Raw genomic sequence first — 26241 nt, 5'->3', positions numbered from 1 at the left:
CGCCGAGAGGTAGGAATCCCATGACGGTCCTGGTGCTGACCTGCGATCTCGACCCGACCACTGACCTGGTGATATCCGAGCTGAACGAGCGAGGCGTCCCCCTGGTGCGCCTCGACCCGGGCGACTTCCCCGAGAAGGCGGCGATAGCCTTCACGATCGGCGGCGGCCAGGGGAAGTGGCAGGGGCGGGTGCGCGGCCGGCGCCAGGGCCTTCCCCTCGATCAGATCCGGTCGGTGTACTACCGCCGCCCGGACCCGTTCCGGTTCGCGGCCGGCATGAGCGTAGAGGACGCCGAGTGGTCGCGGGCGGAGGCCCGCGCCGGATTCAGCGGTGTCCTGGCGTCGCTCGACTGCCGGTGGGTCAACCGTCCGGGCGACAACACCCGGGCGGCGTGCAAGCCGGTGGCCCTGGCCACCGCCGTCCGGTGCGGCCTGGCGGTACCCCGGACGCTGATCACCAACGAGCCCGGCGAGGCGCGCGACTTCATCAACGCCCTGCCGGGGCAGGTCGCCGCGTACAAGCCGGTCGGGAGCGCCTTCCCTCCCGAGCAGGATGGCCAACGCCGCGCGCTGTGGACCACCCGTGTGACGGCCGACGAGATCACCACCGACGTCTCCCGGACGGCTCACCAGTTCCAGGAGTGGATCGACAAGGCCCGGGGAGAGGTCCGGCTGACCGTCGTCGAAAACCAGATGTTCGCCTCCGAGATCCACGCCGGATCAGACGCCTCACGCGTCGACTTCCGCACCGACTATCCCAGTCTCTCCTACCAGACGTGCCCCGTCCCGGCCCCCGTCGCCGCCGGCGTCCGAGGATTGATGAGCGCCTTCGGCCTGCGGTACGCGGCCATGGACTTTCTCGTTGACTACAAGGGGACTTGGCACCTGATCGACCTGAACCCGAACGGCCAGTTCGGCTTCATCCCCGACCTGCGCGGCCCCATCACCCACGCCCTCGCCGACCTGCTCGAAGGAACCGACACATGAGCACGACCGTCTCCCCCACCGAGCTCCGCCGCTCGCTCGCCGACAGGCTCCGCGCCCGTGGAGCGATCACCTCCGCCCATTGGTACGACGCCTTCGCGACCGTGCCCCGAGAGCCGTTCGTCCCGTCCTTCAAGATCCGTACGAAGGACGGCGTCATGGCCCTTGCCGAGGGAGACCCCGACTGGCTGCCCACGGTCTACAGCGACGACTCGCTGCTGATCAAGTTCAGCGCCGACGACGTCGCCACCAGCTCGTCGACGATGCCGACCCTGATGGCCCTGATGCTCGAAGCACTCGACGTGCGCGACGGCGACCGGGTACGGGAGATCGCCACCGGCACGGCCTACAACGCCGCTCTGCTGTGCCACCGGGTCGGCAGCGCGAACGTCGTCACCGTCGAAGTGGACGCAGCACTGTCCCGCGCCGCAGAAAGGCGCCTGGCCGCACTCGGCCACACCCCGCTGGTCATCGCCGGGGACGGCCGGGCCGCTCTGCCGGGAGTGCCCCGGTGCCACCGGCTGATCGCCACGTGCGCGTTCGAGAGCATTCCCGCCGCGTGGCTCCGGGAGACCGAGCCGGGCGGCGTCATCGTGTGCCCGATGGGTGGCGGCATCGTACGCCTGGTCGTCGAAGCGGACGGGACCGCCGAGGGCCGGTTCCTGCCCGACTCCGCCTTCTTCATGGTGGCCCGAGACGCCTCGTACGCCCCGTCGAACGTCATGCCGCCCGCCCCGGACAGCTATCTGTCGAGTAGTACCGGCGTGAGCCCGGAGGCCCTGCGCGAAGACGGGTTGCACTTCCTGCTGAGCCTTGTGCTGCCCGGCGTCTTCCAGAGGTTCGAGCACGCCCCCGACGGGTCCGTCCGGGCGTGCGAGTTCTGGGACGGGGCCGGATCGTGGGCGCGGGTCGAGGGCGGCACCGCACGGCAGGCCGGTCCCCGTCGCCTGTGGGACATCGTCGAAGAGGCTTACGTGATCTACCAGGAGAGCGGCCAGCCGCGCCGGGAACGGTACGGTCTGTCCGTCACGCCGGACAGCCAGCTGCTGTGGCTCGACACCCCCGGCAGCCGGTCCTGGCGACTGGCCTGACGGCCGGACAAGCACCGGCTCGGCTCGCTCGCACTCCCCCGGCCGCGCAGCACGCGAAGTGGGGCCGGCCACCAGGCCGGCCCCACTCTGCGTGCGGTGTGCGGTCAGCGGCCGCCGGCGGTGCGGACGATTTCGCCGTTGACGTTGCCGTTGGCTTCCGAGCAGAGGAAGACGATGACGCGGGCCACGTCGTCCGCGGTGGCCAGGCGGCCGCTGGGGGCCTCCTGGGCGGACTTCTCGATGATGGCCGGGTCCACCGCCTGCAGGCTCTCGGTGAGTGTGCCGCCCGGGGAGACGACGTTGGCCAGGACGCCGTCCCGGGTCCAGGCCAGGCCGCGGGCGAAGCCGTGCAGGGCGGCCTTGGCGGCGCTGTAGATCTCCGAGCCGGGCGAGCCGTGGTCGGCCGTCACCGAGGAGAGCAGCACGATCCGGCCCCAGCCGCGTGCGCGCATGCCGCCCAGGGCGTGACGGACCGTCAGCATGTGGCCCTCGACGTTGTCCCGCAGCTGCGGGAACCACTCGTCGACCGGGAGGTTCTCGAACGCCGGCAGCTCGTCGGGGTTGACCCAGGAGAACGACTGGGCGTTGGCGACGACGACGTCGACGCCGCCCCAGGCGCCCTCCACGTGCTCGACGGCCGCCTTGATGGAGGCGGGGTCACCGAGCGTGCACTGCACGGCGATGGCGCGCTCGGAGCCGCCGAGCTCCTTCACCACGTTCTGCGCCTCGTCCGCCGACGAGTTGTAGGTGATGGCGACCTTCGCTCCCTCGGCCGCGAAGGCCCTGGCGGTGGCGCGGCCGATGCCGCGCGTCGCGCCGGTGATGAGGACTCGCTTGTCCTGCAGTCCCAGATCCACTCTTCATGTCCCTTTCGGTGAACTTCGGTTCGGTGTTTCGGTCAGTACTCTTCGCGGTTGCCACCGCGGTCGAGGTACAGGTCTTCGGCCATCTTCTGCCGCAGGGCCGGGACCCGGCCGGCCAGCCAGAAGTAGCCGCGCATGCCCAGCAGTGCGAGCCGGCCGATGTAGGGCTTGTTGATCGGCTGGTCCCCGCTGGTCTGCTTCTTGGACTCCTTGACCGCCGCGTAGCCGTACTCGACCATCTTGGTCTCGTACTCCAGCACGGCTTCCAGGAGTGTCATCCGGGCGTCGCGGTGGGCGATCAGGTTGCGGCAGAGCCGGGCGGCGTCGCGCAGCGCGGTGTTGGCGCCGACCCCCTGGCCGGGAGTCATGGTGTGGATCGCGTCGCCGATCAGCGTGATGTTGCTGGGGCTCCACTGGTCGATCGGCACGGAGGTGCGGATGTTGACGGCGAAGCAGGTCTGCGGGTCGCCGAGGCTGAAGAGCTTGCGCAGGTCGGGGTGCCACTTGGTCGTCATGTCGAGGGTCAGCTTGATGAGCTCCTCGGGACGCTTCTTCATGATGTCGGCGGGGAACTTGTCGGTGGAGGCCCAGAAGCCCCAGTTGATGTAGTCGCGGGTGTTGTCGAACAGCAGGCCGGGCCACTGCTCGATGAGGGCCGCGTCGTTGCCGCCGATGTTGTTCTTGACCTTGCCGTCCGGGTCCCAGCCGAACTCCATCGAGTGCAGGATGCAGCTGTAGCCCTTGGGCGCGACGACGAGGCCGATGCCCTGGAAGACCTTCTCCGGGATCAGGGCCTTGGTCGCGGGGGTCAGCGGGACCTTGGCCGTGATGGAGATGATGTTGGCGTCCTCGACCGTGGCGTGCGGCAGATACTGCTGGCGCACCCGGGAGTTGGCGCCGTCGGCGGCGACCAGCAGGTCGCCGGTGGCCTTGCTGCCGTCCTGGAAGAAGGCGGTGACCCGGCCGTCCTCCTCCTTCTCGTAGTGCGTGAAGGTCTTGTCGAAGTGGACGATGTCCTCGATGCCGGTCAGCAGGACCTGGCGCAGGGTCATCCGGCTGACCGACTTCTCGGTGTTGACCGGGTCGTCCTCCACCACCAGGGGCAGGGTCATGCTCGGCTTGAGGTTCTCCTTGAGGAAGCTGAAGTACTTGGGGCCCCGGGCGCAGGTGGCCAGGAAGGTGTCGAACAGCTCGCCGGGGAGGAGGTACTTCAGGGCCCGGCTGCCGTCGGGGTTGATGCCCACGCGGTAGCCGTGCAGCCCGCTGTTGCGGGTGCGGTCGCGCTCGTAGACGGCGACGCTGATCCCCGCCGCCTTCAGCCCGTGGGCCAGGGCCATGCCTCCCGTGCCGCCCCCGATGACGATGACGTGGAACGGTGAGTCGGTCATCTCGAATTCTTCCCCTCAGTTCTTTTCCGCCGCGGCCGCTCCGGCCGGGGCGGCTGCCCCCGCCGCGCCGGTGTCGGCGGTGCGGCGCGTGTTTCTCGGTGTCCTGTAGCTGGGTGCCCGGGTGTCCCGGTATTCAGGTGTCCGGCGGTGGTGTGCCGCCGGACGCCCGGGGTCAGGCCCAGACGGTGCTCATCTGCTCGTCCCGGATCGCGAAGGCCTGCCGGTCCAGCAGGGAGTTGAGGATGACCGCGGACCGTACCGCGAGCAGGCTCAGGTTGGGGTCGGCCAGGCCGTGGCCGACCCGGCTGCGGTTCTGGACGTACATCCGGTTCCGCTCGGAGTGCTTCCAGCGGATCGAGTAGTCGGAGTCGATCACCGGTTCCCCGGACGTGTCGGTCTCCATCAGGTCCAGCAGCCGGGCGGACAGCGGCAGCGGGGTGGCGCGGCGGCCGGTGGCCAGGACGACGGAGCGGGCGGCGTGGCGTTCGCGGCCGCCCCAGTCCCGCTCGCACCAGAGCGCGATCGTGCCGTGCCGGTGGGCCACCTCCACGACGCTGCGGCCGGGGAGCATCATCACCGGCGAGCGGCCCTCGCGCAGCGAGGCCTCGTAGTTGGCCTGGTACAGCTGCTGCAGGGTGGCCATCGAGACGCCGTCGCTGGTCAGGGTCTGCTCGGCGGCGTAGCGCTCGCGTACTCCCTCGGGCAGGCCCTGGAAGAACCGCAGGTAGGTGGGCCGGTAGAAGTCGTTGGCGGAGGGCGAGTCGTCCATCGGGGCGAACCACGGCCGGCGGCCTATCCAGCGGATGTCCCGGTAGCCGCGCTGGAGCAGGTTGAGCACGCATTCGGCGCCGGTCTGGCCGCCGCCCACCACGATCACCTGTTCGTAGGGTTTGGCGGAGACCGCCGCCAGGTGCGACTCGAGGTGCTCGGCGAGGACCACGCCCTCGATGTCCTGGCCCTCGAAGCAGGCCGGCACCTCGGGCCGGGTGCCGAGGCCGAAGACCACGTGGTCCGCCGTGGCCAGCGGCCCGTCCGGGCCGGAGAGGACGAACCGGCCGCCGGTGAAGTCGACTTCGTCGATCTGGGTGCCGTAGCGGACGCAGCCGAGCTCTCCGGCGGCCCAGGCGAGGTAGCGGGCGTACTCGAGGCGGGGGATGGACTCGTACTGCGCGTTGAGGAAGGCGTAGATGCGGCCGGTGGTGACCAGGTAGTTGAGGAAGGAGAGCCGGTTGCGGGGGTCGGCCAGCGACACCAGGTCCTTGATCCAGGAGGTCTGCAGCTGCGTGCCGGCGCCGAGCAGGCCGGGGTGCCATGCGGGGCCTTCCCGGCGCTCGAAGAGCACTGCCCCGGAGGGCAGTTGGTCCGCGCCCAGGGCGGCAAGGCTCAGGTTCGCGGGCCCGGCCCCGAGTCCCACCACCTCGTGGTGGGGCAGGACCTGGTCGTCCCACCCGGGCGGTGGGGTCACGCCGAATCGTTCTGGCATCCGAACGGCACCTCCGATCGCAGTCGTCTGTCCATCACCGCCCCGGGTCGGGCGGCGCGTGAATCCCCGCCTCGGATGCTCGGGGCGAGCCGTGGAGCGCGGCTCGAGCGGCGCTTGAGTACGGCGCACGAGCGCGGCGCACGCGCCGGGCGTACGGGTCCGGCCGGGTCGCTCCGGTGCCGGGAGTTCCGGGTGCCGGCGGTTCCGGGTGCCGGCGGTCCCGGGTGCCGGCGGTCCCGGGTGCCGGCGGTTCCGGGTGCCTGGAGGCGTACCCCCGGAGGTGTTGCTCCAGACGTGTTACTCCAGACGCCAAGGCTGACCGGCCGGCACGGAGGCGCGGTCGAACGGTGCTCGAGCACACCCGTACGTACGGTCGAACGACGCTGGACCGCTCCCGTACGCACGGTCGAGGCACCTGCGAGCCGTCTCCGAGCCGGGCCCGGCAGCCTCGGGCGCGACAGCCAAGGACAGCAAGGACAGCAAAGCCGGCAAGGACAGCTCGGCCGATGGCGAACCCGTCCACAGAAGGGCGTAGAGGTGACCACTTCTCCCACTGGCGCGATCCCCACGGCGGCCGCCGCGGAGTTCCGCACGCTGATGGCGGGCTTCCCGACCGGCGTGTCCGTCGTCGCCTCCTACGGCCCGGACGGGGAGCCGCGCGGCATGACCTGTTCGGCCGTGTGCAGCGTGACGCTGGAGCCGCCCACCCTGCTGACGTGCCTGCGCACGGACACCCGGACGCTGGCGGCCGTGCTGGACTGCGGGCAGTTCACCGTGAACCTGCTGCACGAGCGCGCCCGGGCGGCCGCCGAGCTGTTCGGGTCGGGCGCCGACGACCGCTTCGGGCGGGTCCGCTGGCTCCGGGGCCCCGACGGCGGGGGCCCGCGGCTGGCCGACGACGCGCACGCCGTCGCGGACTGCCGGGTCAGCGCGGCGCACCGGGTCGGCTCGCACACGGTGGTGTACGGCGAGGTGCTGCGGGTCGTCCAGCTGTCGGGCAGCCGTCCGCTGCTCTACGGGCTGCGCGAGTACGCGGCCTGGCCCCTGCTGCACCTGTGAGTGCCCTGCCCGGACCTGGGACCGCCCCGGAACTCTGAGTCGAGTTCCGGGGCGGTCCGCTTCCGTACGGTCCGACTACGGGCGGGTCAGACGGACTTGAGCATGCCCGCGTCGATCAGCCAGTCGGCGCCGGTGGTGCTCGGCAGCCGGTCGGAGGCCAGCAGCAGGACGATGGCGGCGACCTCCTCCGGTGCGATGATCTGACCAGTGGTGAGGCCCATCCACTTGGGCACCGCCGCGACCAGGTCCTCGACCGACATGCCCATCCGCTCGGCCCGCGCCGGGCTGTTCCAGGTGTCGGTGAGCACCGGGCCGGGCGACACGGTGTTCACCCGGACGCCCTTGGGGCCGAACTCCTCCGACAGCGCCTTCGTCAGGTTGGTCAGCGCGGCCTTGGCCGCGCCGTACTCGGCCAGCCGGGGCGCGGCGAGCCGGCCGTTGACCGAACCGATGTTGACGATCGAGCCCTTGCTCTCGAGCAGGCTCGGCAGTGCGGCCCGGATCGCCCGCACCGCGCTGAAGAAGTTCAGGTCGAAGCCCTTGAGCCAGCCGTCGTCGTCCAGGTCGAGGAAGCCGTTGGCCGAGACCGTGCGGCCGCCGACGTTGTTGACCAGGATGTCCAGGCCGCCGAGGGTCTCGACCGCGTGCTCCACCAGCCGCGCGGGGCCCTCCGGGGTGGTCAGGTCGACCGCGAACGTGTGCGGGGTGGCCTCGCGCAGCCCCTCGCCGATGGTCCGCGCGCCGCCGACCACCTCGACGCCCTCGGCGGTCAGCGCCTGGACGATGGCCAGGCCGATCCCCCGGCTCGCGCCGGTGACCACGGCCCGCTTGCCCTTCAACTGCAGATCCATGACGACTCCTCAACTCATTGGTTCATCGGTTCATTGGTTCATCGGGTTCACGGTTGGACGTATCGGTGTGCTCAGCGCCCGGCGGCGGCGGTGCTCACCCTGGCGGTCACCAGGCGACCGGCAGGGTGAGCGGGCCGCGTACCAGGCCGCCCTCGCACCAGGTGATCTCCCCGGCCGGCACCGCGAGCCGCAGGCCGGGCAGGCGCAGCAGCAGTGCGCCGAGGGCCGTCCGGAGTTCCAGCCGGGCCAGTGCCGAGCCCAGGCAGCGGTGCAGGCCGTGGCCGAAGCCCAGGTGGGCGTTGGTCTCGCGGGAGAAGTCCACCTGCGCGGCGGCCGGGAAGACCGTCTCGTCGCGGTTGGCGGAGTTGATGACGGGCACCACGTACTCGCCGGCCCGCACCAGGGTGCCGCCCAGTTCGACGTCCTCCAGTGCGCGGCGGGGGTTGTTGGTGCTGGACCCGAGCGGGGTGTAGCGCAGCATCTCCTCGACCGCCGGGCCGATCAGGGCGGGGTCGGCCAGCAGCTGCCGGTGGTGGGCGGGGCTGGTCAGCAGGAAGTAGGTGACGTTGGCGAGCAGGTCGGCGAGCACCTCGTGGCCGGCGATCAGGATGGTGACCGCGATGGCGACCAGTTCCTCGTCGCTCAGCTCGCCCTCGGCGGCCAGCGAGCTGAGCAGGTCGTCGCCCGGGTCGCTGTGCGAGCTCTCCACCAGCCCGGTCAGGTACTGCCTGAGCTGCTGCCCGGCGCCGGCGATCTGTCCGGCCGTCAGCTGGTGCAGCTTGGCGGCCAGGAAGGACTCCGCCAGGGCCCGGAACCGGACCCGGTCGGCCGGCGGGACTCCGAGCAGCTCGCAGATCATCAGGATCGGCAGGGGCAGCGCGAAGAGCTCCATCAGGTCGGCCGGCGCGCCCTGCTTCTCCACGGTGTCCAGCAGGTCGGCGACGATCCGCTCGGCGCGGGGCCGCAGCCGCTCCACCCCGCGTACGGTGAAGGCCGCCGCGAGCAGCCGGCGCAGCCGGTCGTGCTCGGGCCCCTCGGCGGCGTTCAGCCGGTTGGCGCGCTGGACGATCGGCAGCAGCCTGGGTTCGTCCGGCCCGACGGAGTACGCCCGGCTGAACCTGCGGTCGGCGAGCAGTGCCTTGACGTCCTCGTGGCGTACCGCGAGGTAGGCGGGCACCCCGTACGGCAGCCGGACCCGGTGCAGCCCCGGCGCGGAGCGCAGCCGCTGGAACTGCGGCTCCACGTCCAGCCCCTGGGGGTCGCCGAACGGGAAGGCGGGCAGTTCGGGGGAAGTGCTCATCCGTCAGGACCTCTTCCTGGGCTGGTCGCACCCCGACGCGTGGGCCGGCGGAACGCGCCGGTGGGACGGGCAGGTGGGGCGGGCCGGTGGGACGCGCCGGTGGGACGTGCCGGTGGACGTGGCTCGCCTTCGAGCCGATGCTGGCGCCGGATTCTCGACTGCGGCTCGAACGCCGGTGGGGCCGGGGCCGGGCGGGCCGCCGCCCGGGCGCTGCGAGCCGGGGGCGGGCCGCGCTCGAACGGGCGGGTACAGCGCCCTGTGCGGTGGCGCCTGGTCCTGTGCGATCCGCGCTCCTCCGGCACCCGCCGGGCCGCTGCCCGGGCGCCGCCGCGATCGGGGTGGTTGTACGTCTGCCGGCCGCCGCTCATCGAGGAGGGCCGGGGGCCTGTCCTCGATGAGCGGCATGAGCGGCATGAGCGGCATGAGCGGCATGAGCAGCAGCCAGGCCGGCAGCGCCTACCGGCTGCTGCCGGCCTGGCGGTCCGGCCTTACTTCAGGTGCCGGCCGAAGAACCGGTCCCCGTCCTCCTTCTCGAACCACGGGGTGCCGGTGTGCCCGCCCATGTTGGCGTGCAGGGTCTTCTCCTTGGTGCCGAAGGCGTCGAACAGGTCCAGGGCCCGCTGCCGGGGGTTCCCTTCGTCGTCCCACTGCAGCAGGAACAGCAGCGGAATGGTGACCTGCCGGGCCTCCTCGCGTTGGGCGCGGGGCACGTAACCCCCGGCGAAGAAGCCGGCGGCCGCGATGCGCGGCTCGGCCACCGCCAGCCCAATGCCGACGGCGGTCCACCCCGCGTAGCCGACCGGGCCGCCGATCTCGGGCAGCGCAAGGAGGGCGTCCAGGGTGGTCCGCCATTCCGGGACCGCCTTTTCGACCAGCGGGCCGATGAAGGACTCGAAGATCTCGTCGACCGGCTCGCCGGCCTGCATCGCCCGGCGCAGCTCGGCGCGGGCCTGCTCGTCGGCGGCGCAGCGGGGCCGTTCACCGCACCCGGGGGCGTCGATGGCGGCCACCGCGTAGCCGTGCGCCGCGGAGTACCGGGCCCGGGCCACCAGCCGGGGTTCCCCCTTGGGCAGGCCGTTGTTGTGGGCCATCAGGATCAGCGGGGCCGGTGCGGCGGATTCAGGCGTCCACAGGGTGCCGGGGATCTCGCCGAGGGTGAATTCGCGCTCGAGGACGCCGTCGTCGAGGCGCTGCTCAGAAGTGAAGTGCATGGTCGTGCCTTTCGGGAGTGCTCTTGAAGGCGCTCCCGGACGACCTATCGCCCGACCGTGACCCCGGAGGGGAGCACCCATGTCGATACTGCGTTCACGGGTACCACCTCCTCGTTCTCTCGCACGGCCTCCGGAAGGTTAGCAGTGGTCACCGTGGTCCGCGAACGGGTTTTACGGAGGCCCTGTGGCCGGATGCCACCAGGTAGGCGGGGCGTGTCCGGGGTGCTGCGAGCCGGGGGCGAGCCGCTCTCGAGCGGGCGTGCCGAGGCTTGGCGCCATGGTGACTTCGATCGCGGCAGGACCGGCCGGCAGCGCCCTGCGGGAGGAACTCGGCCCGCTCATCGCCGACGGTGCGCGCCGGATGTGCGAGCACCCGTACTACCGGGGCATGCGCGACGGCACGCTGCCGGGTGAGGCTCTGCTGCACTTCACCCTGCAGGACTCCTGCCACCTGCTGCCCGGCTACGGCCGGGCGCAGGCCCGCTGTTCGGTGCTGGCGCGCGGTGACCGGCAGGCGGCCGTGCTGAGCCGGATGGCGACGGGCGCGCTGGAGGACTGCACGGTCCGGCTGGCGGGTCTGCGGGAGACGGCCGGGCGGCTCGGCCTGGATCTTCCCGGCGGCGGCGCGGTACCGGAGGTCGCCCCGACGACGCTGGGCTACGTGAGCTTCCTGGGCGCCGCCGGTTCGGCGTCACTGGCCGCCGGGATCGGCGCGGTACTGCCCTCGGCGTGGCTCTACATGCTGGTCACCGACGATCTGATGGACCGCCACGACCCTGGCTCGCGCTACGCGGAGGAGGTCCGCAGGGCGCACCCCGGGGAGTTCTACCGGGGCATGCTGGAGGAGTTCCTCGCGCTCGCCGAGGAGGTGGCCGCCGGCAGCTCGGCGGCCGAGCGCGCCGAGCTGGTCCGCAACGCGGGCCACGCGGTGCGGTACGAGTGGGCGTTCGTGGACGCCGCGTGGCGCCGGGAGTCCTGGCCGTTCTGAGCGCATCCGCCGGTCAGCGGGCGGCAGTTGGTGCCCCCCTGATCGCGCGGCAACGCGAGCAGATCACCCGTTCGGGTGGGGCGAGGGGGCAGGTGCGGCGCTTCCGGTGGTCCGCCGTGCCTCGCTCCTCTACACCTTGACCCCTGCCCTCGGTACGGTAGCGGTCCGTAGTGGATTGGATACCGAAGCGGGGGCCAGTGTGGGGGCCAGCAGCATCACGTTCGGCAAGTTCATCGCGCTCCGCCGCACCCAGTTGGACTGGACCCAGTTACGCCTGGCCACTGAGCTGGACCGCAGCGAGGACTGGATGTCCCAGGTCGAGCGCGACGTGCAGCAGGTCAAGGACCTTACGTTGCTCCGCCGATTCGCGGACGTGCTGGGCTGCGAACTGGACGAGCTGATCGCGTTACCGCAGCCCGCCGCTGACCGGGTGAGATCACGCCGACGCAAGCCCGCCTCCGCTACGCTGACGAGCACTTCAGCTGCCGAGGAGGACGATGTGCGACGCCGCCCATTCATGGCCCTGGCGGCTGCCGCCCTGTTCTCCCCAGCTGTCGGCCAGCAGGCCGCGCACTCGGAGGCGCCGTTAGCCGGCCTGGAAGACCTGCTGCTGTACGGGACCTCCCGGATTCCGGCGCCCCGGCGGGAGCCGACCCCGGAGAGCGTCGCCGCTTCGCTGGTGACCTCCCGTCAGGAGTTCAAGGCCGCCCGGTACGACGCCCTGGCCAAGGCTCTGCCCGGCCGGATCGCGGCAGCCCAGGCAGTCGGCACGCCGGAGGGGAGCTCGCGGAACGTCGCCCAGCTCTACAACCTGGCCGTCCGGCTGTGCATCAAGGTCGGTGACAACAACCTGGTCGCCATCACCGCCGACCGCGCGCTGACCTCCGCGCGGGCCGGCGGCGATCCGCTGGTCACCGCCGAGGCCCAGCGCATGGTCTCCAGTTCCTGGCGCCGCCAGGGCAGTCTGTCCCGCGCCACCGACATCGTGGTGGTCGCGGCCGAAGAACTCCTCGCCGACACCTCAGTACCGCAGACCGCCCGCCTGGCCACCCGCGGCGACTTGTACGCCACCGCCGCGTACACCGCCGCGAAGACGGGTGACCGCTCCTACGCGCACTCCCTGATCCACGAGGCAGCCGACAGCGCAGCCGCCGCCGGCCGGGCCTCCGGCCTGGTCGACGGCATCCAGGGCGTCGCCCTGCACGAGGTGTCGGTGCACTACGAGCTCGGCGATGCCGGCCGGGCGATCGAGCTGGCCGCCACCATCGACCCCGCCACGCTGCCGACCGCCGAGCGGCAGGCCCGTTTCTTCACCGATGTGGCCCGCGCGTTCGACCAGTGGGGCAGGCCCGAGCAGTGCTTCAGGGCGCTGTTGGCCGCTGAGCAGGCCGCCCCGCAGGAGATCCGTCGCGGTGTCGTCCGCGACCTTGCCACCGGCCTGCTGCGGCACGACCGCAAGCTGCCAGGCGTCCGGGAGTTCGCCGCCCGCACGGGCGTCCAGACCGTCTGACCCGTAGCCGGACTACGACCCGTAGTCCGGCTACGGAACCGGCCTTGGGCCCGGCAGTTCACTGGGGACATCCACCAACTCCCTGCTGCCGAAGGCCCGCTGATGCCGACGCACAGCACCAGCCCCGCCCCCGCCTACCGTCCGCCGCCGCGCGCACGTCACGCCGCCCCGGACCGCGACCGGCTGGGGACGTTCCTGGCCTCCTCCTGGGCCGCGCTGAATCTGGTCGGCGTCGGCCTGCTCGGCCTGACCGTCCACCACGCCGAGGCGAGCCCCGTCTCGGCATCCCCGACCGTCACCGCGCCGGACACACCCGTCGCGTAGCAGGCACTCTTCGCAGTCCCTCCGAACAGGAGCGTGTCGTGACCCTCCTCAGTCTCTCGTCCCCGCCGGACCCGGCTGTCGGCCTGACCGCCCTGCACAACTTCGCGGCCCTTCGCGGACAGCTCCGCGTGTCCCTCAGCCCCCACTGCAACATCGGCTGCACGTTCTGCCACAACGAGGGCGACGTGCCGCCCGGCACAACCAGGGAAGACCGATCCCAGCAGCCCCGCCGACGGGTCCTGTGCGCCGACCACTACATCGCGATCACCGGCTCCCTGATCCGCTCGGGCCTCAAGCGGGTCTACTTCTCCGGCGGCGAGCCCCTGATGTCCGACATCGCCCGGCCCGTCCTGGAGGGAGTCGGCCAGTTCGCCGCGCCCGACGTGACGTTCAGCCTCATCACCAACGGCATCCTCGTCGCCCGGCACCTGACGTGGCTGAGGAAGACCGAGCTCCGCAAGATCAAGGTGTCGCTCCACTACTTCAGCGACGACACCTTCCGCGAGATCGCCCGCACCCGGCTGCCGGTCTCCGCCGTGCTCGACGGCATCACCGCTGCCCGAACCGCCTTCGAGCAGGTGGAGTTGAACACCCTGATCCAACGGCAGAACGAGCACGAGCTCCCCGCGATCCTCGACTACGCGCTGACCAACCGTCTGCCCGTCCAGTTCATCGAGCTGGTGGACACCGGCTTCAACGCCACCACCGGCGCCACCTCCGTCTCCGCCGACGGACTGGTCGCCATGCTCCGCTCGATGACCACAGACGAGCGGGTGGAGACCGCAGGCGTCGGCCAGGGCCGACGTGTCTTCACCGTCGACGACCTGGAGGTCGAGGTCATCCACCGCGAGCTCGGCCGCCACCACGTCGGCCAGTGCGGTTCCTGCCCGGTCCGGCCGCAGTGCGTCGAAGGCTTCTGGGCCCTGCGGCTCGACCACGCCGGTGGTCTGATGCCGTGCTTGCTGCGCGAGGACCTGCGGCTCGACCTCAACCCGCTGCTCGACCACGCCGACGCCCCGGCCGCTGTCGCGACCTCCGTGGCCGCTCACATCGCCGCCTTCACTGAGGGAACACTGTGAGCCCGGACCTGCACCCCTGCTACCAACCGCCCGTCACCGGCCGGAACGGCGCCCTGCTCGTCCTCGAAGGGATCAGCGGATCGGGGAAGTCCACGCTCACCCGGCTGCTCGCCGCCCGGCTCGGCGCCGACGCCATGCACGTCATCCCGAAGCCCCTGGCCGGCCTCATCGGCTACGTCAACGACCACGGCGGGGCCCTGACCCAGTTCGCCTTCCACCTGGCCGGAGCGCTGGACTCCGCCGACTTCGCCCGCCGCCGCCTCGTCAGCGGGAACCTGATCGCGGACCGGTGGATCGCCTCGGTGATCGTCAACCACGCCGCCGTGAACCGGCTCGACCTGGATGTGGCGATCGCCGCGTTCAGCCCCTACCTCGGGTATCTGCCCAGGCCCGACCTGACGGTGTACCTGGAGACCTCCGAGAAGGAGATACGGCACCGGATGGACACCCGCCCCCACCGGGCGGCCACCGACCGGTTCCTGGCCCGCCGGCCTGGTCTGCTGCCCCACGTGCAGGAGCTGTACCGGCTGTTCGCCGCGACCGACCCGACCGGCGTCCAGATCAGTACCGACGGACGCACGCCCGAGGAGCTGGCCGAGGAGATCCACACCCTGCTGGAGGACAGCCGCCGTGCTCAACCCCGTTGACCTGCCCACCGTCTTCGCCGAGGACCTGGTCCACGGCCGGCACCGCGCCGAGATCCACCCCGGCGTCGCCTGGTGGGTCGGCTCCTGTCTCGTCCTGGTCACCCGCTCCCACGGCGTCGCCCTGGTCCACGACGGCACCGAGCTGGCCAAGGAGTACACCGGCCAGTTCTGCCGAGGTGCCGTCAACTGCCAGCACTACGCGGCGACCATCTCCGTCCTCGGCGAGGGTGGGGAAGACCTCCTCGCCTACGCGATCCGCACCCTGCAGGTTCCCGGCGCCCTGATCACCACCGTCGGCGCTGAGGTGACCATCCGCCTGTTCGCCGCCGACGGCACGCCGATCAGTGAGGGCACCGGGCTGGAGCGGATCTGCGACCTGATCGCCCGCGACAAGGTGCCCATCCCCGTCAACGACACCGCCCGGGGCCGCGTCGTCCACCGGCCCGACATCGCCCAGCACTTCGCCGCCTCGGAAGGATGACCGTGATCGACGCCGAGACCATCGTCAGGACCGGGACGAACATCCTGTTCGTCACGCTGGACTCCCTGCGCTACGACGTGGCCAGGGCGACTACGCATGCCGGCCGGACTCCCCGCCTGGCGGGCCTACTGCCCGGTGGCCAGTGGGAGGAGCGCCGCACCCCCGGCACCTTCACGCTCCCCGCGCACATGGCGTTCTTCTCCGGGTTCCTGCCCAAGCTCCCCCAGCCCCAGCAGCCCCCGCGCCTGTGGGAGTGCCGTCCGCCGGCCTTCAAGACCGTCGACCCGCGAACGTTCGTGTTCGACGCCCCGAACCTCCTCACCGGCCTCGGCCAGCACGGCTACCGCACGGTCTGCATCGGCGGCGTGACCTACTTCTCCCGCGAGACGCCGCTCGGCTCGGTCCTGCCGGACCTGTTCGACGAGGACCACTGGCGGCCGGAGTTCTGCTCACCCGAGCCCGACTCCACCCGCTACCAGGTCGAACACGCCCTCGACGTCGCCGCCGACCGCGCCGACCGGCCGCTCTTCCTGTTCGTCAACGTCTCGGCCACCCACGTCCCCCACGGCCACTACCTCGGCGACAGCTCCGACTCCTGGCAGTCCCAGAGCGCGGCCCTCGCCTACACCGACGAACACCTCGGCAACCTCGTCGACGGCCTCACCGGCACCAAGCGGTGGCTGGTCATCATGTGCGCCGACCACGGCGACGCATTCGGGGAGGACGGCTACCACGGACGCGGGATCGTCCACCCAACGGTGACGAACGTGCCGTTCGCCTGCACGGTGGTCTGACCCGTCCTACGCTCCGTCCATGACCAACACCCAGCTGCCCACCCGGGACGCGGCCGTCATCGTCGCCCGCGACTCACACGGCCTGGTCGCCCTGCTGACCGCGCCGTTCCCCCGGCACGGCGGCGAGTACCTGTTCCTCCCCGGAGGGCGCCAGGAAGGCGACGAGACCCCGCAGGATTGCGCGCGGCGCGAGCTGCGCGAGGAAGCCGGGATCACCGCCGAGACCTGGCGCCCCCTCGGCTCCTACGCCATCGTCCCCGGCTCGACCGCCCGCCTGCACCTCTTCGAGGCCCGCGACCTGACCACCGGCCCGCAGGAACTCGCATCCGACGAGGAGGGCTTCAAGCTCATGTGGTGGCCGATGCAGGACGCCATCGCCGCCATCGATGACGGACGCTTCCTCCTCCAGGGCGGGCCGCTCGCACTCCTCCTCGCCGACCGACTGTCAGCACCAGCCTGACTCGGCCGCCCTCCGGGGGGGCGTCGCCACGCCCCCCGGCAGCGGGCTGCTCCCGAGGATGAGGCTGCGGCGCTCCGCCTGCAGGCCGACATCCCCCACATCGACCGCAAGGCCGACGGCACGGTGATGCGCACCGCCGAGGTCATCGCCACCTTCGGCTTCGCGGTCGACTGGCCGCTGTGGGAGAAGGACGCCGCGAAGTGCTCGCCGTGCGCGCCGGGGCAGAAGTGCCACTGAGCCACTGAGCGAGTGAGCGAACCGGAGGCCGGCACCCCACGCGGGTGCCGGTCTCCGGCATGCCAATTTTCTCCCAACCCCGGGCAAAATCAGGCGAATTGGCGATCAAGTGCGGGTGTGAGTAGCGTTCGGCGACATGAGCTTTGCGACCCCTGAGCACAGTGCGCCCACCACCCTCGCCGAGTACTGGGACAAGTACCGCCCTGGACGGCAGCGGCCTGCCGCCCACCGGTTCGACTGGACCGGGCTCGCGGACGGCGGCCCCGGTGCGGAGATCCTCGGCGAGCCGAAGACCGCGCTGGACCTGGGGCCGGCCGAGGGCGAGAACGCCGCCTTCCTGGCTCGCAGCGGGGTCGAGGTCACCGCCGTGGACTTCTCCGCCGTCCAGGTCGACCGGGCGCGCGAGTTCTGGAACGACCTCCCGAACCTGGAGTTCGTCCACGCCGAGGCGTGCGGCTTCCTCGACCAGGACGATCGGCCCTTCCACGCCATCTACTCGACCTGGGGCGCCGTGTGGTTCACCGACCCCGACGAGCTGTTCCCCCGGATCGCGCGGCGGCTCGCCCCAGGCGGCGTCTTCGCCTTCTCCCACCGCGAGCCCGGCCCGGACCAGTACGGCCCCCAGCAGATGGGCGGCGCGTGGCTGGAGGGGCGCGAGGACGAGCTGACAATGCTCCGCTGGCAGTACACCGCCGGGCAGTGGTCGGACGTGCTCAAGCGCCACGGTTTCAGCAACGTGCGGGCCCGGGTGCTCCCCTCCCCGGAGCGGGGTGCTCTCGGCACCTTGCTGATCACCGCCCGGGTAGCAGCCTGTGGTGGGGCGAGCTGAGCGAACGAGCCCCCGGTTCCGGCTCGGGGCCCTAGGCTTTGGTGATCGTCTACCGGGGGTGGGGACATGCAACTATCCGTCAGCGCGTCTGTTTTTCTTGGGATCATCATCCTTGTCCGGCTGGCGCGTCGGACCGAGGCCCGCACTCGGGCCGACGAGAAGCTGACCGCGCTCACCTGCGTCGTGTTCGGCGTTCTGATCGCGGCGACCCCGTGGGGCCACGCGATTCTCCAGCTCGTCGGCACAGCGACCCAGGCAACCCACTGAAGACCTGAACGCCCGTGCGCGGCAACAGCGCGGACCGGGCGGTCGCACGGCGGGCGCGGCGAGGTGTGTCGGGCGGCCGCTACTCCTGGTCGTCCAGCAGGAAGGATCCGTACTCGGGCTTCCCCGCCCGCTCGTAGACGCAGTACTGGATGCCCGTGCTGGTGGCGCGGGACTCCTTGAGGGCCCAGGCGGTGGGGGTGGCGCCCTCGCTGAAGAGGCGCTTGCCGGTGCCGAGGATCACCGGGTTGATGAGCAGCCGGTATTCGTCGACGAGGTCGTGCCGCTGCAAGGTGCGGATGAGGTGGCTGCTGCCCTGCGTCATGATCACGCCGTCGAGCCGCTCCTTGAGCTGGGCGACGGACTCCGCGGCCTCGCCCTTCAGCAGGTGGGAGTTGTGCCACTGCAGGCTGGTCAGGGTGCGTGAGGCGACGTACTTGGGCATGGCGTTGAGCCGCACGGCGATCGGGTTGTTCTGGTCGGTGACGCGGGGCCAGTGGCCGGCGAAGATGTCGTAGGTCCTGCGGCCGAGCAGGAGATGGTCGGCGGTCCGCTCGAAGAGCCCCGTCATGAGGTCCCCGAAATCGTCGGCGGCGTACGGGACCTGCCAGCCGCCGTGCTCGAAACCTCCGTCGGTGTCCTCGCCCGGGCCGCCGGGGGCCTGCATGACACCGTCCAGGGTGACGAACGCGGTGACGATCAGTCTGCTGCTCATATGGTGCTGCCTTTCGGGCGCGGAGGCCGCCTGCACCCGGATTGTCCCCCGGGCCCGGCGGGAACCCGCCGACCGCCGCGCGCGAGCGGCCGGCGCCGTTGGGCAAGAGGCGCAAGAGGCGCGGCCGTGACGTCGAGTACCGCTCGAGCCCGCTTCCAGCCCGGCGCGGCAGGCTGCTGCCGTCCTTCAGGTCCACGAATCCACGAAGACCTTCCCGGCCCCGGGTGCACCGCAGGCGGCGGCAGCCGCGCCGGCCGGGCCGCCCCCGAGACCGAGATGAACAAGGGAGTTTCCGTATGTGCGGTATGACTGGCTGGGTGGACTTCAGCTGCGACCTGTCGGAGGAGCGGCTGACCCTCGACCGCATGACCGACGCGTTGGAGAAGCGGGGTCCCGACGCCCGCGGGGTGTGGGTCTCCACCCACGCGCTGCTGGGGCACACCCGGAACTCCATCATCGACCTCGCCGGGGGCATCCAGCCGATGGTGGCCGAGGAGGACGGCCGGACCCTGGCGGTCCTCTCCTACACCGGTGAGGTCTACAACTTCAAGCAGCTGCGTTCCGAGCTGGAGAGCCGGGGCCACCGCTTCCGTACCCGCAGCGACACCGAGGTGGTGCTGCGCTCGTACGTGGAGTGGGGGGCCGACTGCGCGACGCACCTGGAGGGCATGTTCGCGTTCGCGGTCTGGAACCCGCGCAGCGAGGAACTCCTGCTGGTCCGCGACCGGATGGGGATCAAGCCGGTCTTCTACAAGACGCTCCCCGGCGGGCTGCTCTTCGGTTCCGAGCCCAAGGCGCTGTTCGCCAACCCGCTGGTCAAGCGGACGGTGGACGCGGACGGCCTGCGGGAGCTGTTCTCCACCGCCAAGACCCCCGGGCAGAGCGTCTTCAGCGAGCTGCGCGAGCTGCCGCCGGGCCACACCCTGACGCTCAGCCGCAAGGGCGCCGTACTGCGCCGCTACTGGGCGCTGGAGGCGCGCGAGCACACCGACGACCTGGACACCACGATCCGCACGGTCCGCTCCATGCTGGAGGAGATCGTCACCCGCGAGCTGGTGGCCGACGTCCCGCTGTGCACCGCGTTGTCGGGCGGCATCGACTCCAGCTCGATCACCGCGCTCGCCGCGATCGCCCGCGCCGAGGCCGGCGACGACGCGGTCCGTACGATCACCGCCAACTTCGTCGGGTACAGCGAGAACTTCCGCCCCGACGACCAGCGCGACACCCCCGACGGCCCGTACGCCGCCGAGCTGGCCCGCCACGTCGGCGCCGACCACACCGACATCGTGCTGGGCACCGCCGACCTGATCGACCCGGCGGCCCGCCAGGCGGCGATCATCGCCCAGGACATGCCCACCTCGCTCGGCGACATGGACACCTCGCTCTACCTGATGCTGCGGGCCACCCGCGAGCACTCCACCGTCGCGCTCACCGGCGAGACCGCCGACGAGATCTTCGGCGGCTTCAAGTGGCTGCACGACGAGGAACTCGTCGGCATCGAGACGTTCCCCTGGATCGCCGCCGAGCGGCGCCAGGAGGGCAGCAAGAAGGGCCAGGGCCGAGGGCTGTTCGGCACCGACCTGCTGGGCAAGCTGGACATGACCGGCTACTACGACGAGAACTACCGCCAGACCCAGCTGGAGACGCCGCACCAGGACGGCGAGAGCCCCCGCGAGCACCGGATGCGCGAGCTCAGCTACGCCCACCTGTCGCGCTGGCTGCCGATGCTGCTGGACCGGGGCGACCGCCTCGCGATGGCCTCCGGCCTGGAGACCCGGGTGCCGTTCTGCGACCACCGGCTGGTGGAGTACGTCTACAACGTGCCGTGGGAGTACAAGATCTTCGACGGCCGGGAGAAGAGCCTGCTGCGCGCCGCCACCAAGGACCTGCTGCCCAAGTCGATCCTGGACCGCCCCAAGAGCCCCTACCCGGTGACCCAGGACCCGACCTACACCCAGGCGCTGCACCGCGAGTTCTCCGCCGTCCTCAGCGACCCGAACTCGCCCGTCCTGCCGTTCCTGGACGTCGACGCGGCCTGGCAGTCCGTCAAGGATGCGTCGGGCGTGGCCCACCAGTGGCACAGCCGGATGAACATCGAGATGGCCCTCGGCTTCGACTTCTGGCTGCGCAACTACGGCATCCAGATCGAGGTCTGACACCAGCCTCTCCGACCCCGGGGTCTCTGACATCGAGGTCTCTGACATCGAGGTCTCTGACATCGAGGTCTGACACAAGCTCAACCCGGGCTCGGCGGGTCCCTTGACCGAGGTCCCCGCCGAGCCCGCCCGGGGCCGCTTGCAGAAGGGTTCCCATGCGTACGCGTACCATCCCCGGGCCGTCCGAGGCCATCCCCCGGGGCGCCTGGCCGGCGCTCCTCGTGGTGCTGTTCGCCGCCTTCATGGACATGCTCGACCTGTCGATCGCCGTCGTCGCGGCCCCCGCCATCCAGCGGGACCTGCACGCCGGCTACGCGGCCGCCCAGTGGTTCGTCGCCGCCTACGCGCTGGCGTTCGCCGTCCTGCTGATCCCCGGCGGGCGGCTCGGCGACATCTACGGCCGCAAACGGGTCTTCCTGATCGGGGTGGCCGGCTTCACCCTCGCCTCGGCGTGCTGCGCGCTCGCGCCGTCGGCCGGGGTCCTGATCGCCGCCCGGTTCGTCCAGGGCGGCTTCGGCGCGCTGATGGTCCCCCAGGTCCTGGCGGTACTGCAGCTGCTGTTCCCGCCCGCCCGCCGGGGCGCGGCCTTCGCCGTCTACGGCACCGTCATGAACCTGGCCCAGCTGGCCGGCCCGGTGCTCGGCGGATTCCTGGCCACCGACAACCTGCTCGGACTGGGCTGGCGCGCGATCTTCCTGATCAACGTACCCGTCGGCGTCCTGGTCCTGGCCGGCACCATGCTGCTGCTGCCCGAGTCCAGGTCCGAGGTGCCGCTGCGGATCGACCTGACCGGCGTCCTGCTGGTCGCGCTGCTGTCCGGCCTGCTGGTGTACCCGCTGCAGCAGGGCCGCGCGGCCGGCTGGCCCGCCTGGATGCTGGTCGCACTGGCCTCGGTCCTGCCACTGGCCCTGCTGATCGCCTGGCACCAGGGCCGCAGCGGGCCGCAGCGCGCACTCATCCCGGTCGCGCTGTTCCGCCAACGCTCGTTCACCTCCGGCATGGTGCAGCTGCTCCTGGTCTACGCGGCGCTGCTCTCGCAGCAGATGCCGGTGATCTGGGAGACCCAGATCGGCCTGGGCTGGTCGGCCCTGAAGACCGGCTGCGCGATGACCGGCTGGGTGCTGGGGGTGTGCCTGTTCGGGGTGCCCGCCGTCTCCCTGGCGCCCCGGATCGGCCGCGCCCTGCTGGCGGCCGGCTGCGTCCTGGTGTCCGGCGCGACCCTGCTGCTGAGCGTGGTGATCGGCCACGACCCCCTCGGCTTCTGGCCGTTGTTCGGCTGCCTGACCGCGATCGGCTGCGGGCTCGGCCTGATCGTGCCGATCCTGATCAACCTGGTCCTGGCCGGCGTCCCGCGCCGGGACGCCGGCAGCGGCGCCGGCCTGGCCAACGCGGCGGTCTACCTCGCGTCGGCGGCCGGGGTCGGGCTGATCGGGCTGGTCTTCTTCGGCCTGCTGGGCACCGGCGGCGCCGCCCACGCCCGCGCCCAGGAACCCGCTCTGCGGGCCACCCTGACAGCTGACGGTACGTCAACTGCCGCCCAGGACGCGGCGGTCGCGGGCCTGCGACGCTGCGTGGTCGAGCGGACCGGCGCACTCGACCCGTACGCCGTCCCGGCCGGCTGCCGCGACGGCCAGGCCGACGGCGTCGCCGCCCCGGCCGTCCGGGCCGCGATGCGGGCCGACTTCGCCGACGCGGCCTCCCGCAGCCTGCGCTGGCCCGCCGGCGCGTTCCTGGTCGTCCTGCTGCTCACCCCGCTGCTCCCCCGCCCCGCCGCGAGCGGCGCACCCGAGGACGCGCAGCGGGCCGCCACGCCGGAGGCGGTGGGCGCGGGGGCCCGGGCGGACGCGTCGCGGGGATGACGGGGCCGGTGTCCGCAGGCGCGCTGCTGCGGCTTCGACGTGCCGACCGTGCAGAACCTGGCAGAGCTCGGCCCGCTGGACGTCGGCAGTGACGGCGTCGGCGAGGTGTGGGCCAGTGCTGTGGCCACCGAGGACGTTGTTGATCGCGGGGATGCGATGCAAGGTGTGGCAGAGGGACTTCGGCTCGATCAGGACGGAGTGCATGCCGACGCCGGCTGCCATAACAGCGGCCGCACAGCCGGCGGGTCCGCCGCCGATGATGATCAGATCGCTGCTGGGCGGGGGTTGGATGGCGGTCATGTCCTAGTCCGGAGCGGGCTCGGTGAGGCGGGCAAGGAGCTGGGCTGTGGTGATGAGCTGGCCGGCGCCGATGAAGCGGCGGGCGATGCGAAGTCCGGCGTCGTGAACGTCCGGGCCGGCGTCGCTGGCGCAGGCGTCGGTGACGACCCATGGGGTGAAGTCGCGTTCGAACGCATCGACGGCCGACTTCAGGACGCAGCTCTCGGTGGCCACGCCGCAGAAGATGAGGTCGCGCCAGCCTTCCGCAGCGGCCAGCGCGATTCCTTCGGGGGTGAACCAGCTGTAGGCAGGCTTGTCGATGACTGCGGCGGCGCGGTGGGCGCGGTCGTGGAGTTCGGGGGCGAGGTCCGTCTCGGGGGCGTCCCGGAGGCGGGTCCAGTGGATGAGTCGCTCGAACGGGCTGCCGGGATAATTGAGGTAGCGAGTGAACACGACCGGCCGACCGGCCTTGGTCCACTGATCGACGAGGTCGGCGACCACGGGGACCAGGTGCCGGGTGTGGTCGTTGAGGAATCCGTTCTGCATGTCGACGACGATCAGCGCCGCGCGGGAATCCATCGGTTCCCCTCTCCTTGTCGTCAGCCGACGGTGTCCCGGAGCGCGTCCTGGGCGGCGCGCATCCGGGCGGCCAGGCCGCTGGTGTTGACGACAGCTTCGCGCATCAGGACATGCTGAGCGGTCTCCTGGGCGCGGGGCGCGCGCTGTCCGAGCCGATCACGGCTTCCCTTCGTCCTTCAGAGCGATCGTCAGTTCCATGGCGGAGTGGTCGGTCAGACCGGCGGTGCGCGGCTCGTGCAGGTAGGAGCACGAGCGGATCAGGTGCTGGTGGGCGGCCGGGGCGAAGGCGTGGTCGAAGCGGTAAGGGTTTCCGCCGCGCCCGAACCAACTGTGCTCGGCGGCGTCGGGATGCAGTGTGCGGAAGGCATCGATCAGGCCAGCCCCCGCGAACGCGCGGTAGAAGTCATACTCCCAGGCGCCGAAGACGGCGTAATGCGGCTCGTGACCGGGCTCGAGGACGTTGAGGTCTCCGGCCAGCACGAACAGGCCACTGGTCTCCTTCACCAGTGTCGGCAGCGCGGCGGCCACGGCGGACTGGAAGGCCCGCTTGTCCTCGTTGCGTCGCTCCTTCGAACCCCGCGAAGGGACGTACAGGCCGCCGATGGTGACGGTACGACCGGCGACGGTGAGCCGTGCGAGCGGGAAGCGGTACGGCATCACCGTCACCGGGGACGACACCGCGCTCAGGCCGGCCGCCCGCGCGGCCAGGACGGTCCGGTAGTCCCCACCGCCCTGCGGTGCGACCACCGACCGGTACCCGGCCTCACCCAACGCCCGGACCAGGGCGTCGCCACCGGGGCCCGCGCCGACCTCGGTGAGGACCAGCACATCGGCTCCCTGCTGGGCCGCCAGCCAGTCCACTTGCGCGCGGGCGCGGGTCGCCGCCGCGTGCTGGGTGTTGAAGATGACCGCGCGAAGCTCGGTGCTGGACGGCTCGATCCCGGATGCCCGGCTGGTGAACAGGGACAGCTGATCCGTGGAAGTGGTCACTGCGGGGTCTCCAACTCGTCGAGGAAGACCTCACCGGAGGCGTCCAACGACTTCTGGAGCGCGCCGGAGGTCTCCCGGATGAACACCATGTCGGCCTCCGACAGGGGCTCGCCCAGGCACTGGTAGTTCTGCTCGACCTGCTGAGGCGTGGTGAAGCCCACCAGCACTGCGGCGTTGTCGGCGCGTTGGAGACAGTAACGGATCGCCACCCGCACCAGATCGCCGCGCTCGGTGCCGAACCGCTCCCGCAGCGGCTCCATGCCTTGCTGGATCGTGCGCAGTGCGCGAGGGGTGAACCACGCCTTGCGCCGCCGGTGGTCGCCGTCGCCGAACACCGGCGGCGCGGCCGGGTCGTACTTGCCCGTCAGCAGGCCCTGGGACAGCGGCTTGTTGACCAGCACCGAGCAGCCGTGCGCGGCGGCGAAGGCGAAGATGTCGTCCCTCCCGGCCGGCGCGGGTGGTGTCAGCGCGTTGTACCGCACGGCCAGGTAGTCGGGCCGGATGCGCTCGAACAGTTCCCGGAACCGGGCGTGCTTGTCGCCGCGCTGTTCCTTCGGGACGGTCAGGCGCTCGGTGGCGAAGCGGTGCGGCCCACGCATCCCGATCGTCTTGATCAGCCCCTGGCGCTGGAAGTCCCGCATCTGCTCCAACGCCTCGTCCAGGTAGACATCACCGGGGCCGAACTCGCTGTTGTGCAGGAAGTAGACGTCGAGGCGGTCGGTGCCCAGGTTCTCCAGGGTGGTGGCCAGCTGGCGTGCCATGTGGGAGGGCTTATAGGCGTGTTCGGCCGTTCCGGCGAAGTAGCCGCCCTTACTGGAGATGACCACCTGGTCGCGGGGCACGGTCCGCAGGAACCGTCCGATGATCCGCTCGGAGTGGCCGTGCCCGTACACGTCGGCGGTGTCGAGAAGGTTCGCCCCGAGCTCGAAGGCCCGCTCCAGGCCGCGCAGGGACTGCGAGTCGTCAGCGGTGGACCAGCCCATCGGCAGGCCGAGGTTAGTGTCCGGGCCGCCGATCGCCCAGCACCCCACCCCGACGGGGTTGATGATCAACTGGCCGGCGAGTGTACGGTTTTCGATCCGATCAGTCATCTTCTTCTCCTATGGTCGTTTTCCTGGCAAACCGCTGCATACCGGGATACGGGATGGCTAGGGTCTCCTTGTGACTCACGCACCCCACCCCGCAGCTCTGGACCTTGACACAATCACCGCCAAGGGCTGGGCGGAACGATCCGACTTCCCCGACGCCGAGTACGGGCGTGCCGTGTTCTTCTACGCCGCCATGCGCGCGCACGACGACCGGCTTCACGCCGTCCGGGCCAAGGCCGCTGACCTGGTCCGCGAGTGGACCGGGCACGAGTCCCGTGATGTCGGCTCTTTCGGCATCGGCGTCAACCTCGAGGCATCGGACCTGGACCTCGGCATCGGATTCCCCGTCGCCGAGCGCGAGCGCCTGATGAGCGTCCTCGCCGACCGCACGACGTTCCTCGGTGAGCGCTACACCTCGTTCTCCACCACTCGGCTGGTGTTCTCCTTCACCGTGGACGGCGTGGAGACCGACCTGAGCGCGCTGACCGTCGAGGACTTCGAGATTGCGTGCCGGATGCTCGACCAGATCGGCGGGACGATGACCGAGGAGGAGCGGATCTGCCACACCTGGGTCAAGCACCTCCTGCGAGCCGCCGGCCGACTGGACGAGTACGCCGCTTGGAAGCTGGTCACCTACCGGCGGTTCTGCCCAGAGTTCAACTGGGTGCCGATCCCGGAGAAGGCCGACGCGTGACCTCTCGGTGGGCTGCCTCAGCTTCCGGAGCAGCCCACC

The 26241-nt window shown here is 71.2% G+C and carries 26 protein-coding genes and 1 pseudogene; 16 read left to right on the top strand and 11 right to left on the bottom strand.

Features of this window, described 5'->3' with window-relative positions:
- Positions 1-20: 20 nt before the first annotated feature.
- Both tgmB and P3T29_RS25925 read left to right on the top strand, forming a co-directional pair.
- Complete coding sequence (gene tgmB / locus P3T29_RS25930; RefSeq protein WP_280719048.1) at positions 21-986, top strand: ATP-grasp ribosomal peptide maturase; 966 nt, start codon at positions 21-23, stop codon at positions 984-986.
- Positions 983-2074 carry a protein-L-isoaspartate(D-aspartate) O-methyltransferase gene (locus tag P3T29_RS25925; RefSeq protein ID WP_280719047.1) on the top strand — a complete coding sequence of 364 codons (1092 nt, stop codon included), beginning with the start codon at positions 983-985 and terminating at the stop codon, positions 2072-2074. The genes tgmB and P3T29_RS25925 overlap by 4 nt, the downstream gene beginning before the upstream one ends.
- Before the next feature lie 104 nt (positions 2075-2178).
- On the opposite strand, the gene P3T29_RS25920 is transcribed toward P3T29_RS25925, so the two are convergent.
- The 3 genes from P3T29_RS25920 to P3T29_RS25910 form a co-directional block, all read right to left on the bottom strand.
- Positions 2179-2931, bottom strand: coding sequence for an SDR family oxidoreductase (locus P3T29_RS25920; protein ID WP_280719046.1), 753 nt, complete (start codon positions 2929-2931; stop codon positions 2179-2181).
- A gap of 41 nt (positions 2932-2972) precedes the next feature.
- On the bottom strand, positions 2973-4325 hold the full coding sequence (locus P3T29_RS25915) for an NAD(P)/FAD-dependent oxidoreductase (protein WP_280719045.1): 1353 nt from the start codon (positions 4323-4325) through the stop codon (positions 2973-2975).
- 172 nt (positions 4326-4497) lie between these two features.
- The gene (locus P3T29_RS25910; protein ID WP_280719044.1) at positions 4498-5808 is read right to left on the bottom strand and encodes a SidA/IucD/PvdA family monooxygenase; all 1311 of its coding nucleotides are present in this window, start codon (positions 5806-5808) and stop codon (positions 4498-4500) included.
- Positions 5809-6345: 537 nt separating this feature from the next.
- On the opposite strand from P3T29_RS25910, the gene P3T29_RS25905 reads away from it, so the two are divergent.
- Positions 6346-6867, top strand: coding sequence for a flavin reductase family protein (locus P3T29_RS25905; protein WP_280719043.1), 522 nt, complete (start codon positions 6346-6348; stop codon positions 6865-6867).
- A gap of 86 nt (positions 6868-6953) precedes the next feature.
- Here the strand turns inward: P3T29_RS25905 and P3T29_RS25900 are convergent, their stop codons facing one another.
- From P3T29_RS25900 to P3T29_RS25890, 3 genes are all read right to left on the bottom strand, one after another.
- Positions 6954-7718 (bottom strand): SDR family oxidoreductase, encoded by a 765-nt coding sequence (locus P3T29_RS25900; RefSeq protein ID WP_280719042.1) that lies wholly within the window; start codon positions 7716-7718, stop codon positions 6954-6956.
- 106 nt (positions 7719-7824) lie between these two features.
- Positions 7825-9018 carry a cytochrome P450 gene (locus tag P3T29_RS25895; RefSeq protein WP_280719041.1) on the bottom strand — a complete coding sequence of 398 codons (1194 nt, stop codon included), beginning with the start codon at positions 9016-9018 and terminating at the stop codon, positions 7825-7827.
- Between the two features lie 488 nt (positions 9019-9506).
- Entirely contained in the window at positions 9507-10229 is a 723-nt protein-coding gene (locus P3T29_RS25890; protein WP_280719040.1) for an alpha/beta hydrolase, read from the bottom strand.
- A 277-nt stretch (positions 10230-10506) separates the two neighbouring features.
- On the opposite strand from P3T29_RS25890, the gene P3T29_RS25885 reads away from it, so the two are divergent.
- From P3T29_RS25885 to P3T29_RS25840, 10 genes are all read left to right on the top strand, one after another.
- A complete protein-coding gene (locus P3T29_RS25885; RefSeq protein ID WP_280719039.1) occupies positions 10507-11217 on the top strand; it encodes a TenA family transcriptional regulator in 711 nt (236 codons plus the stop codon).
- 199 nt (positions 11218-11416) lie between these two features.
- A complete protein-coding gene (locus tag P3T29_RS25880) occupies positions 11417-12727 on the top strand; it encodes a helix-turn-helix domain-containing protein (RefSeq protein ID WP_280719038.1) in 1311 nt (436 codons plus the stop codon).
- A 102-nt stretch (positions 12728-12829) separates the two neighbouring features.
- Positions 12830-13051, top strand: a complete 222-nt coding sequence (locus P3T29_RS25875) for a hypothetical protein (protein ID WP_280719037.1) — start codon at positions 12830-12832, stop codon at positions 13049-13051.
- Between the two features lie 38 nt (positions 13052-13089).
- Positions 13090-14130 (top strand): radical SAM protein, encoded by a 1041-nt coding sequence (locus P3T29_RS25870; RefSeq protein ID WP_280719035.1) that lies wholly within the window; start codon positions 13090-13092, stop codon positions 14128-14130.
- On the top strand, positions 14127-14777 hold the full coding sequence (locus P3T29_RS25865) for an AAA family ATPase (RefSeq protein WP_280719034.1): 651 nt from the start codon (positions 14127-14129) through the stop codon (positions 14775-14777). The genes P3T29_RS25870 and P3T29_RS25865 overlap by 4 nt, the downstream gene beginning before the upstream one ends.
- On the top strand, positions 14761-15258 hold the full coding sequence (locus P3T29_RS25860; protein ID WP_280719033.1) for a hypothetical protein: 498 nt from the start codon (positions 14761-14763) through the stop codon (positions 15256-15258). Before P3T29_RS25865 ends, P3T29_RS25860 begins: the two co-directional genes overlap by 17 nt.
- Positions 15255-16052, top strand: coding sequence for an STM4013/SEN3800 family hydrolase (locus P3T29_RS25855; protein WP_280719032.1), 798 nt, complete (start codon positions 15255-15257; stop codon positions 16050-16052). The genes P3T29_RS25860 and P3T29_RS25855 overlap by 4 nt, the downstream gene beginning before the upstream one ends.
- Before the next feature lie 19 nt (positions 16053-16071).
- Positions 16072-16512: an NUDIX hydrolase gene (locus P3T29_RS25850; protein WP_280719031.1), complete on the top strand. Its 441-nt coding sequence runs from the start codon at positions 16072-16074 to the stop codon at positions 16510-16512.
- 373 nt (positions 16513-16885) lie between these two features.
- Positions 16886-17578 carry a class I SAM-dependent methyltransferase gene (locus P3T29_RS25845; RefSeq protein ID WP_280719030.1) on the top strand — a complete coding sequence of 231 codons (693 nt, stop codon included), beginning with the start codon at positions 16886-16888 and terminating at the stop codon, positions 17576-17578.
- A gap of 66 nt (positions 17579-17644) precedes the next feature.
- A complete protein-coding gene (locus tag P3T29_RS25840) occupies positions 17645-17845 on the top strand; it encodes a hypothetical protein (protein ID WP_280719029.1) in 201 nt (66 codons plus the stop codon).
- A 79-nt stretch (positions 17846-17924) separates the two neighbouring features.
- On the opposite strand, the gene P3T29_RS25835 is transcribed toward P3T29_RS25840, so the two are convergent.
- Positions 17925-18557, bottom strand: coding sequence for a dihydrofolate reductase family protein (locus P3T29_RS25835; RefSeq protein WP_280719028.1), 633 nt, complete (start codon positions 18555-18557; stop codon positions 17925-17927).
- 296 nt (positions 18558-18853) lie between these two features.
- Here P3T29_RS25835 and asnB point away from each other — a divergent pair, with 296 nt between their 5' ends.
- Both asnB and P3T29_RS25825 read left to right on the top strand, forming a co-directional pair.
- Positions 18854-20713, top strand: a complete 1860-nt coding sequence (gene asnB, locus P3T29_RS25830; protein ID WP_280719027.1) for an asparagine synthase (glutamine-hydrolyzing) — start codon at positions 18854-18856, stop codon at positions 20711-20713.
- Positions 20714-20868: 155 nt separating this feature from the next.
- Complete coding sequence (locus P3T29_RS25825; protein WP_280719026.1) at positions 20869-22572, top strand: MFS transporter; 1704 nt, start codon at positions 20869-20871, stop codon at positions 22570-22572.
- Between the two features lie 36 nt (positions 22573-22608).
- Here the strand turns inward: P3T29_RS25825 and P3T29_RS25820 are convergent.
- The 4 genes and pseudogenes from P3T29_RS25820 to P3T29_RS25805 all read right to left on the bottom strand — a co-directional run.
- Positions 22609-22872: pseudogene (locus P3T29_RS25820) on the bottom strand (FAD-dependent oxidoreductase); the annotation flags it as partial.
- 3 nt (positions 22873-22875) lie between these two features.
- Complete coding sequence (locus P3T29_RS25815; RefSeq protein WP_280719025.1) at positions 22876-23430, bottom strand: isochorismatase family cysteine hydrolase; 555 nt, start codon at positions 23428-23430, stop codon at positions 22876-22878.
- Positions 23431-23586: 156 nt separating this feature from the next.
- Positions 23587-24420, bottom strand: a complete 834-nt coding sequence (locus tag P3T29_RS25810) for an endonuclease/exonuclease/phosphatase family protein (protein WP_280719024.1) — start codon at positions 24418-24420, stop codon at positions 23587-23589.
- A complete protein-coding gene (locus tag P3T29_RS25805; protein ID WP_280719023.1) occupies positions 24417-25511 on the bottom strand; it encodes an aldo/keto reductase in 1095 nt (364 codons plus the stop codon). The genes P3T29_RS25810 and P3T29_RS25805 overlap by 4 nt, the downstream gene beginning before the upstream one ends.
- A 70-nt stretch (positions 25512-25581) precedes the next feature.
- On the opposite strand from P3T29_RS25805, the gene P3T29_RS25800 reads away from it, so the two are divergent.
- On the top strand, positions 25582-26202 hold the full coding sequence (locus P3T29_RS25800; RefSeq protein WP_280719022.1) for a hypothetical protein: 621 nt from the start codon (positions 25582-25584) through the stop codon (positions 26200-26202).
- Positions 26203-26241: the final 39 nt, after the last annotated feature.

The organism is Kitasatospora sp. MAP5-34, from assembly GCF_029894335.1.
Taxonomy (GTDB): domain Bacteria; phylum Actinomycetota; class Actinomycetes; order Streptomycetales; family Streptomycetaceae; genus Kitasatospora.
Note: the sequence above shows the minus strand (reverse complement) of the source record. Positions and strands in the feature narration are given on the sequence as shown.

Bases quoted from the DNA above. Each gene is read 5' to 3' on its own strand.
- P3T29_RS25835 (WP_280719028.1), bottom strand. From the start codon at position 18,557: ATGAGCAGCAGACTGATCGTCACCGCGTTCGTCACCCTGGACGGTGTC.
- P3T29_RS25845 (WP_280719030.1), top strand. From the start codon at position 16,886: ATGAGCTTTGCGACCCCTGAGCACAGTGCGCCCACCACCCTCGCCGAG.
- P3T29_RS25805 (WP_280719023.1), bottom strand. From the start codon at position 25,511: ATGACTGATCGGATCGAAAACCGTACACTCGCCGGCCAGTTGATCATC.
- P3T29_RS25925 (WP_280719047.1), top strand. From the start codon at position 983: ATGAGCACGACCGTCTCCCCCACCGAGCTCCGCCGCTCGCTCGCCGAC.
- P3T29_RS25850 (WP_280719031.1), top strand. From the start codon at position 16,072: ATGACCAACACCCAGCTGCCCACCCGGGACGCGGCCGTCATCGTCGCC.
- P3T29_RS25885 (WP_280719039.1), top strand. From the start codon at position 10,507: ATGGTGACTTCGATCGCGGCAGGACCGGCCGGCAGCGCCCTGCGGGAG.
- P3T29_RS25900 (WP_280719042.1), bottom strand. From the start codon at position 7,718: ATGGATCTGCAGTTGAAGGGCAAGCGGGCCGTGGTCACCGGCGCGAGC.
- P3T29_RS25815 (WP_280719025.1), bottom strand. From the start codon at position 23,430: ATGGATTCCCGCGCGGCGCTGATCGTCGTCGACATGCAGAACGGATTC.
- P3T29_RS25825 (WP_280719026.1), top strand. From the start codon at position 20,869: ATGCGTACGCGTACCATCCCCGGGCCGTCCGAGGCCATCCCCCGGGGC.
- P3T29_RS25890 (WP_280719040.1), bottom strand. From the start codon at position 10,229: ATGCACTTCACTTCTGAGCAGCGCCTCGACGACGGCGTCCTCGAGCGC.
- P3T29_RS25840 (WP_280719029.1), top strand. From the start codon at position 17,645: ATGCAACTATCCGTCAGCGCGTCTGTTTTTCTTGGGATCATCATCCTT.
- P3T29_RS25855 (WP_280719032.1), top strand. From the start codon at position 15,255: ATGACCGTGATCGACGCCGAGACCATCGTCAGGACCGGGACGAACATC.
- P3T29_RS25875 (WP_280719037.1), top strand. From the start codon at position 12,830: ATGCCGACGCACAGCACCAGCCCCGCCCCCGCCTACCGTCCGCCGCCG.
- P3T29_RS25915 (WP_280719045.1), bottom strand. From the start codon at position 4,325: ATGACCGACTCACCGTTCCACGTCATCGTCATCGGGGGCGGCACGGGA.
- asnB (WP_280719027.1), top strand. From the start codon at position 18,854: ATGTGCGGTATGACTGGCTGGGTGGACTTCAGCTGCGACCTGTCGGAG.
- tgmB (WP_280719048.1), top strand. From the start codon at position 21: ATGACGGTCCTGGTGCTGACCTGCGATCTCGACCCGACCACTGACCTG.
- P3T29_RS25895 (WP_280719041.1), bottom strand. From the start codon at position 9,018: ATGAGCACTTCCCCCGAACTGCCCGCCTTCCCGTTCGGCGACCCCCAG.
- P3T29_RS25910 (WP_280719044.1), bottom strand. From the start codon at position 5,808: ATGCCAGAACGATTCGGCGTGACCCCACCGCCCGGGTGGGACGACCAG.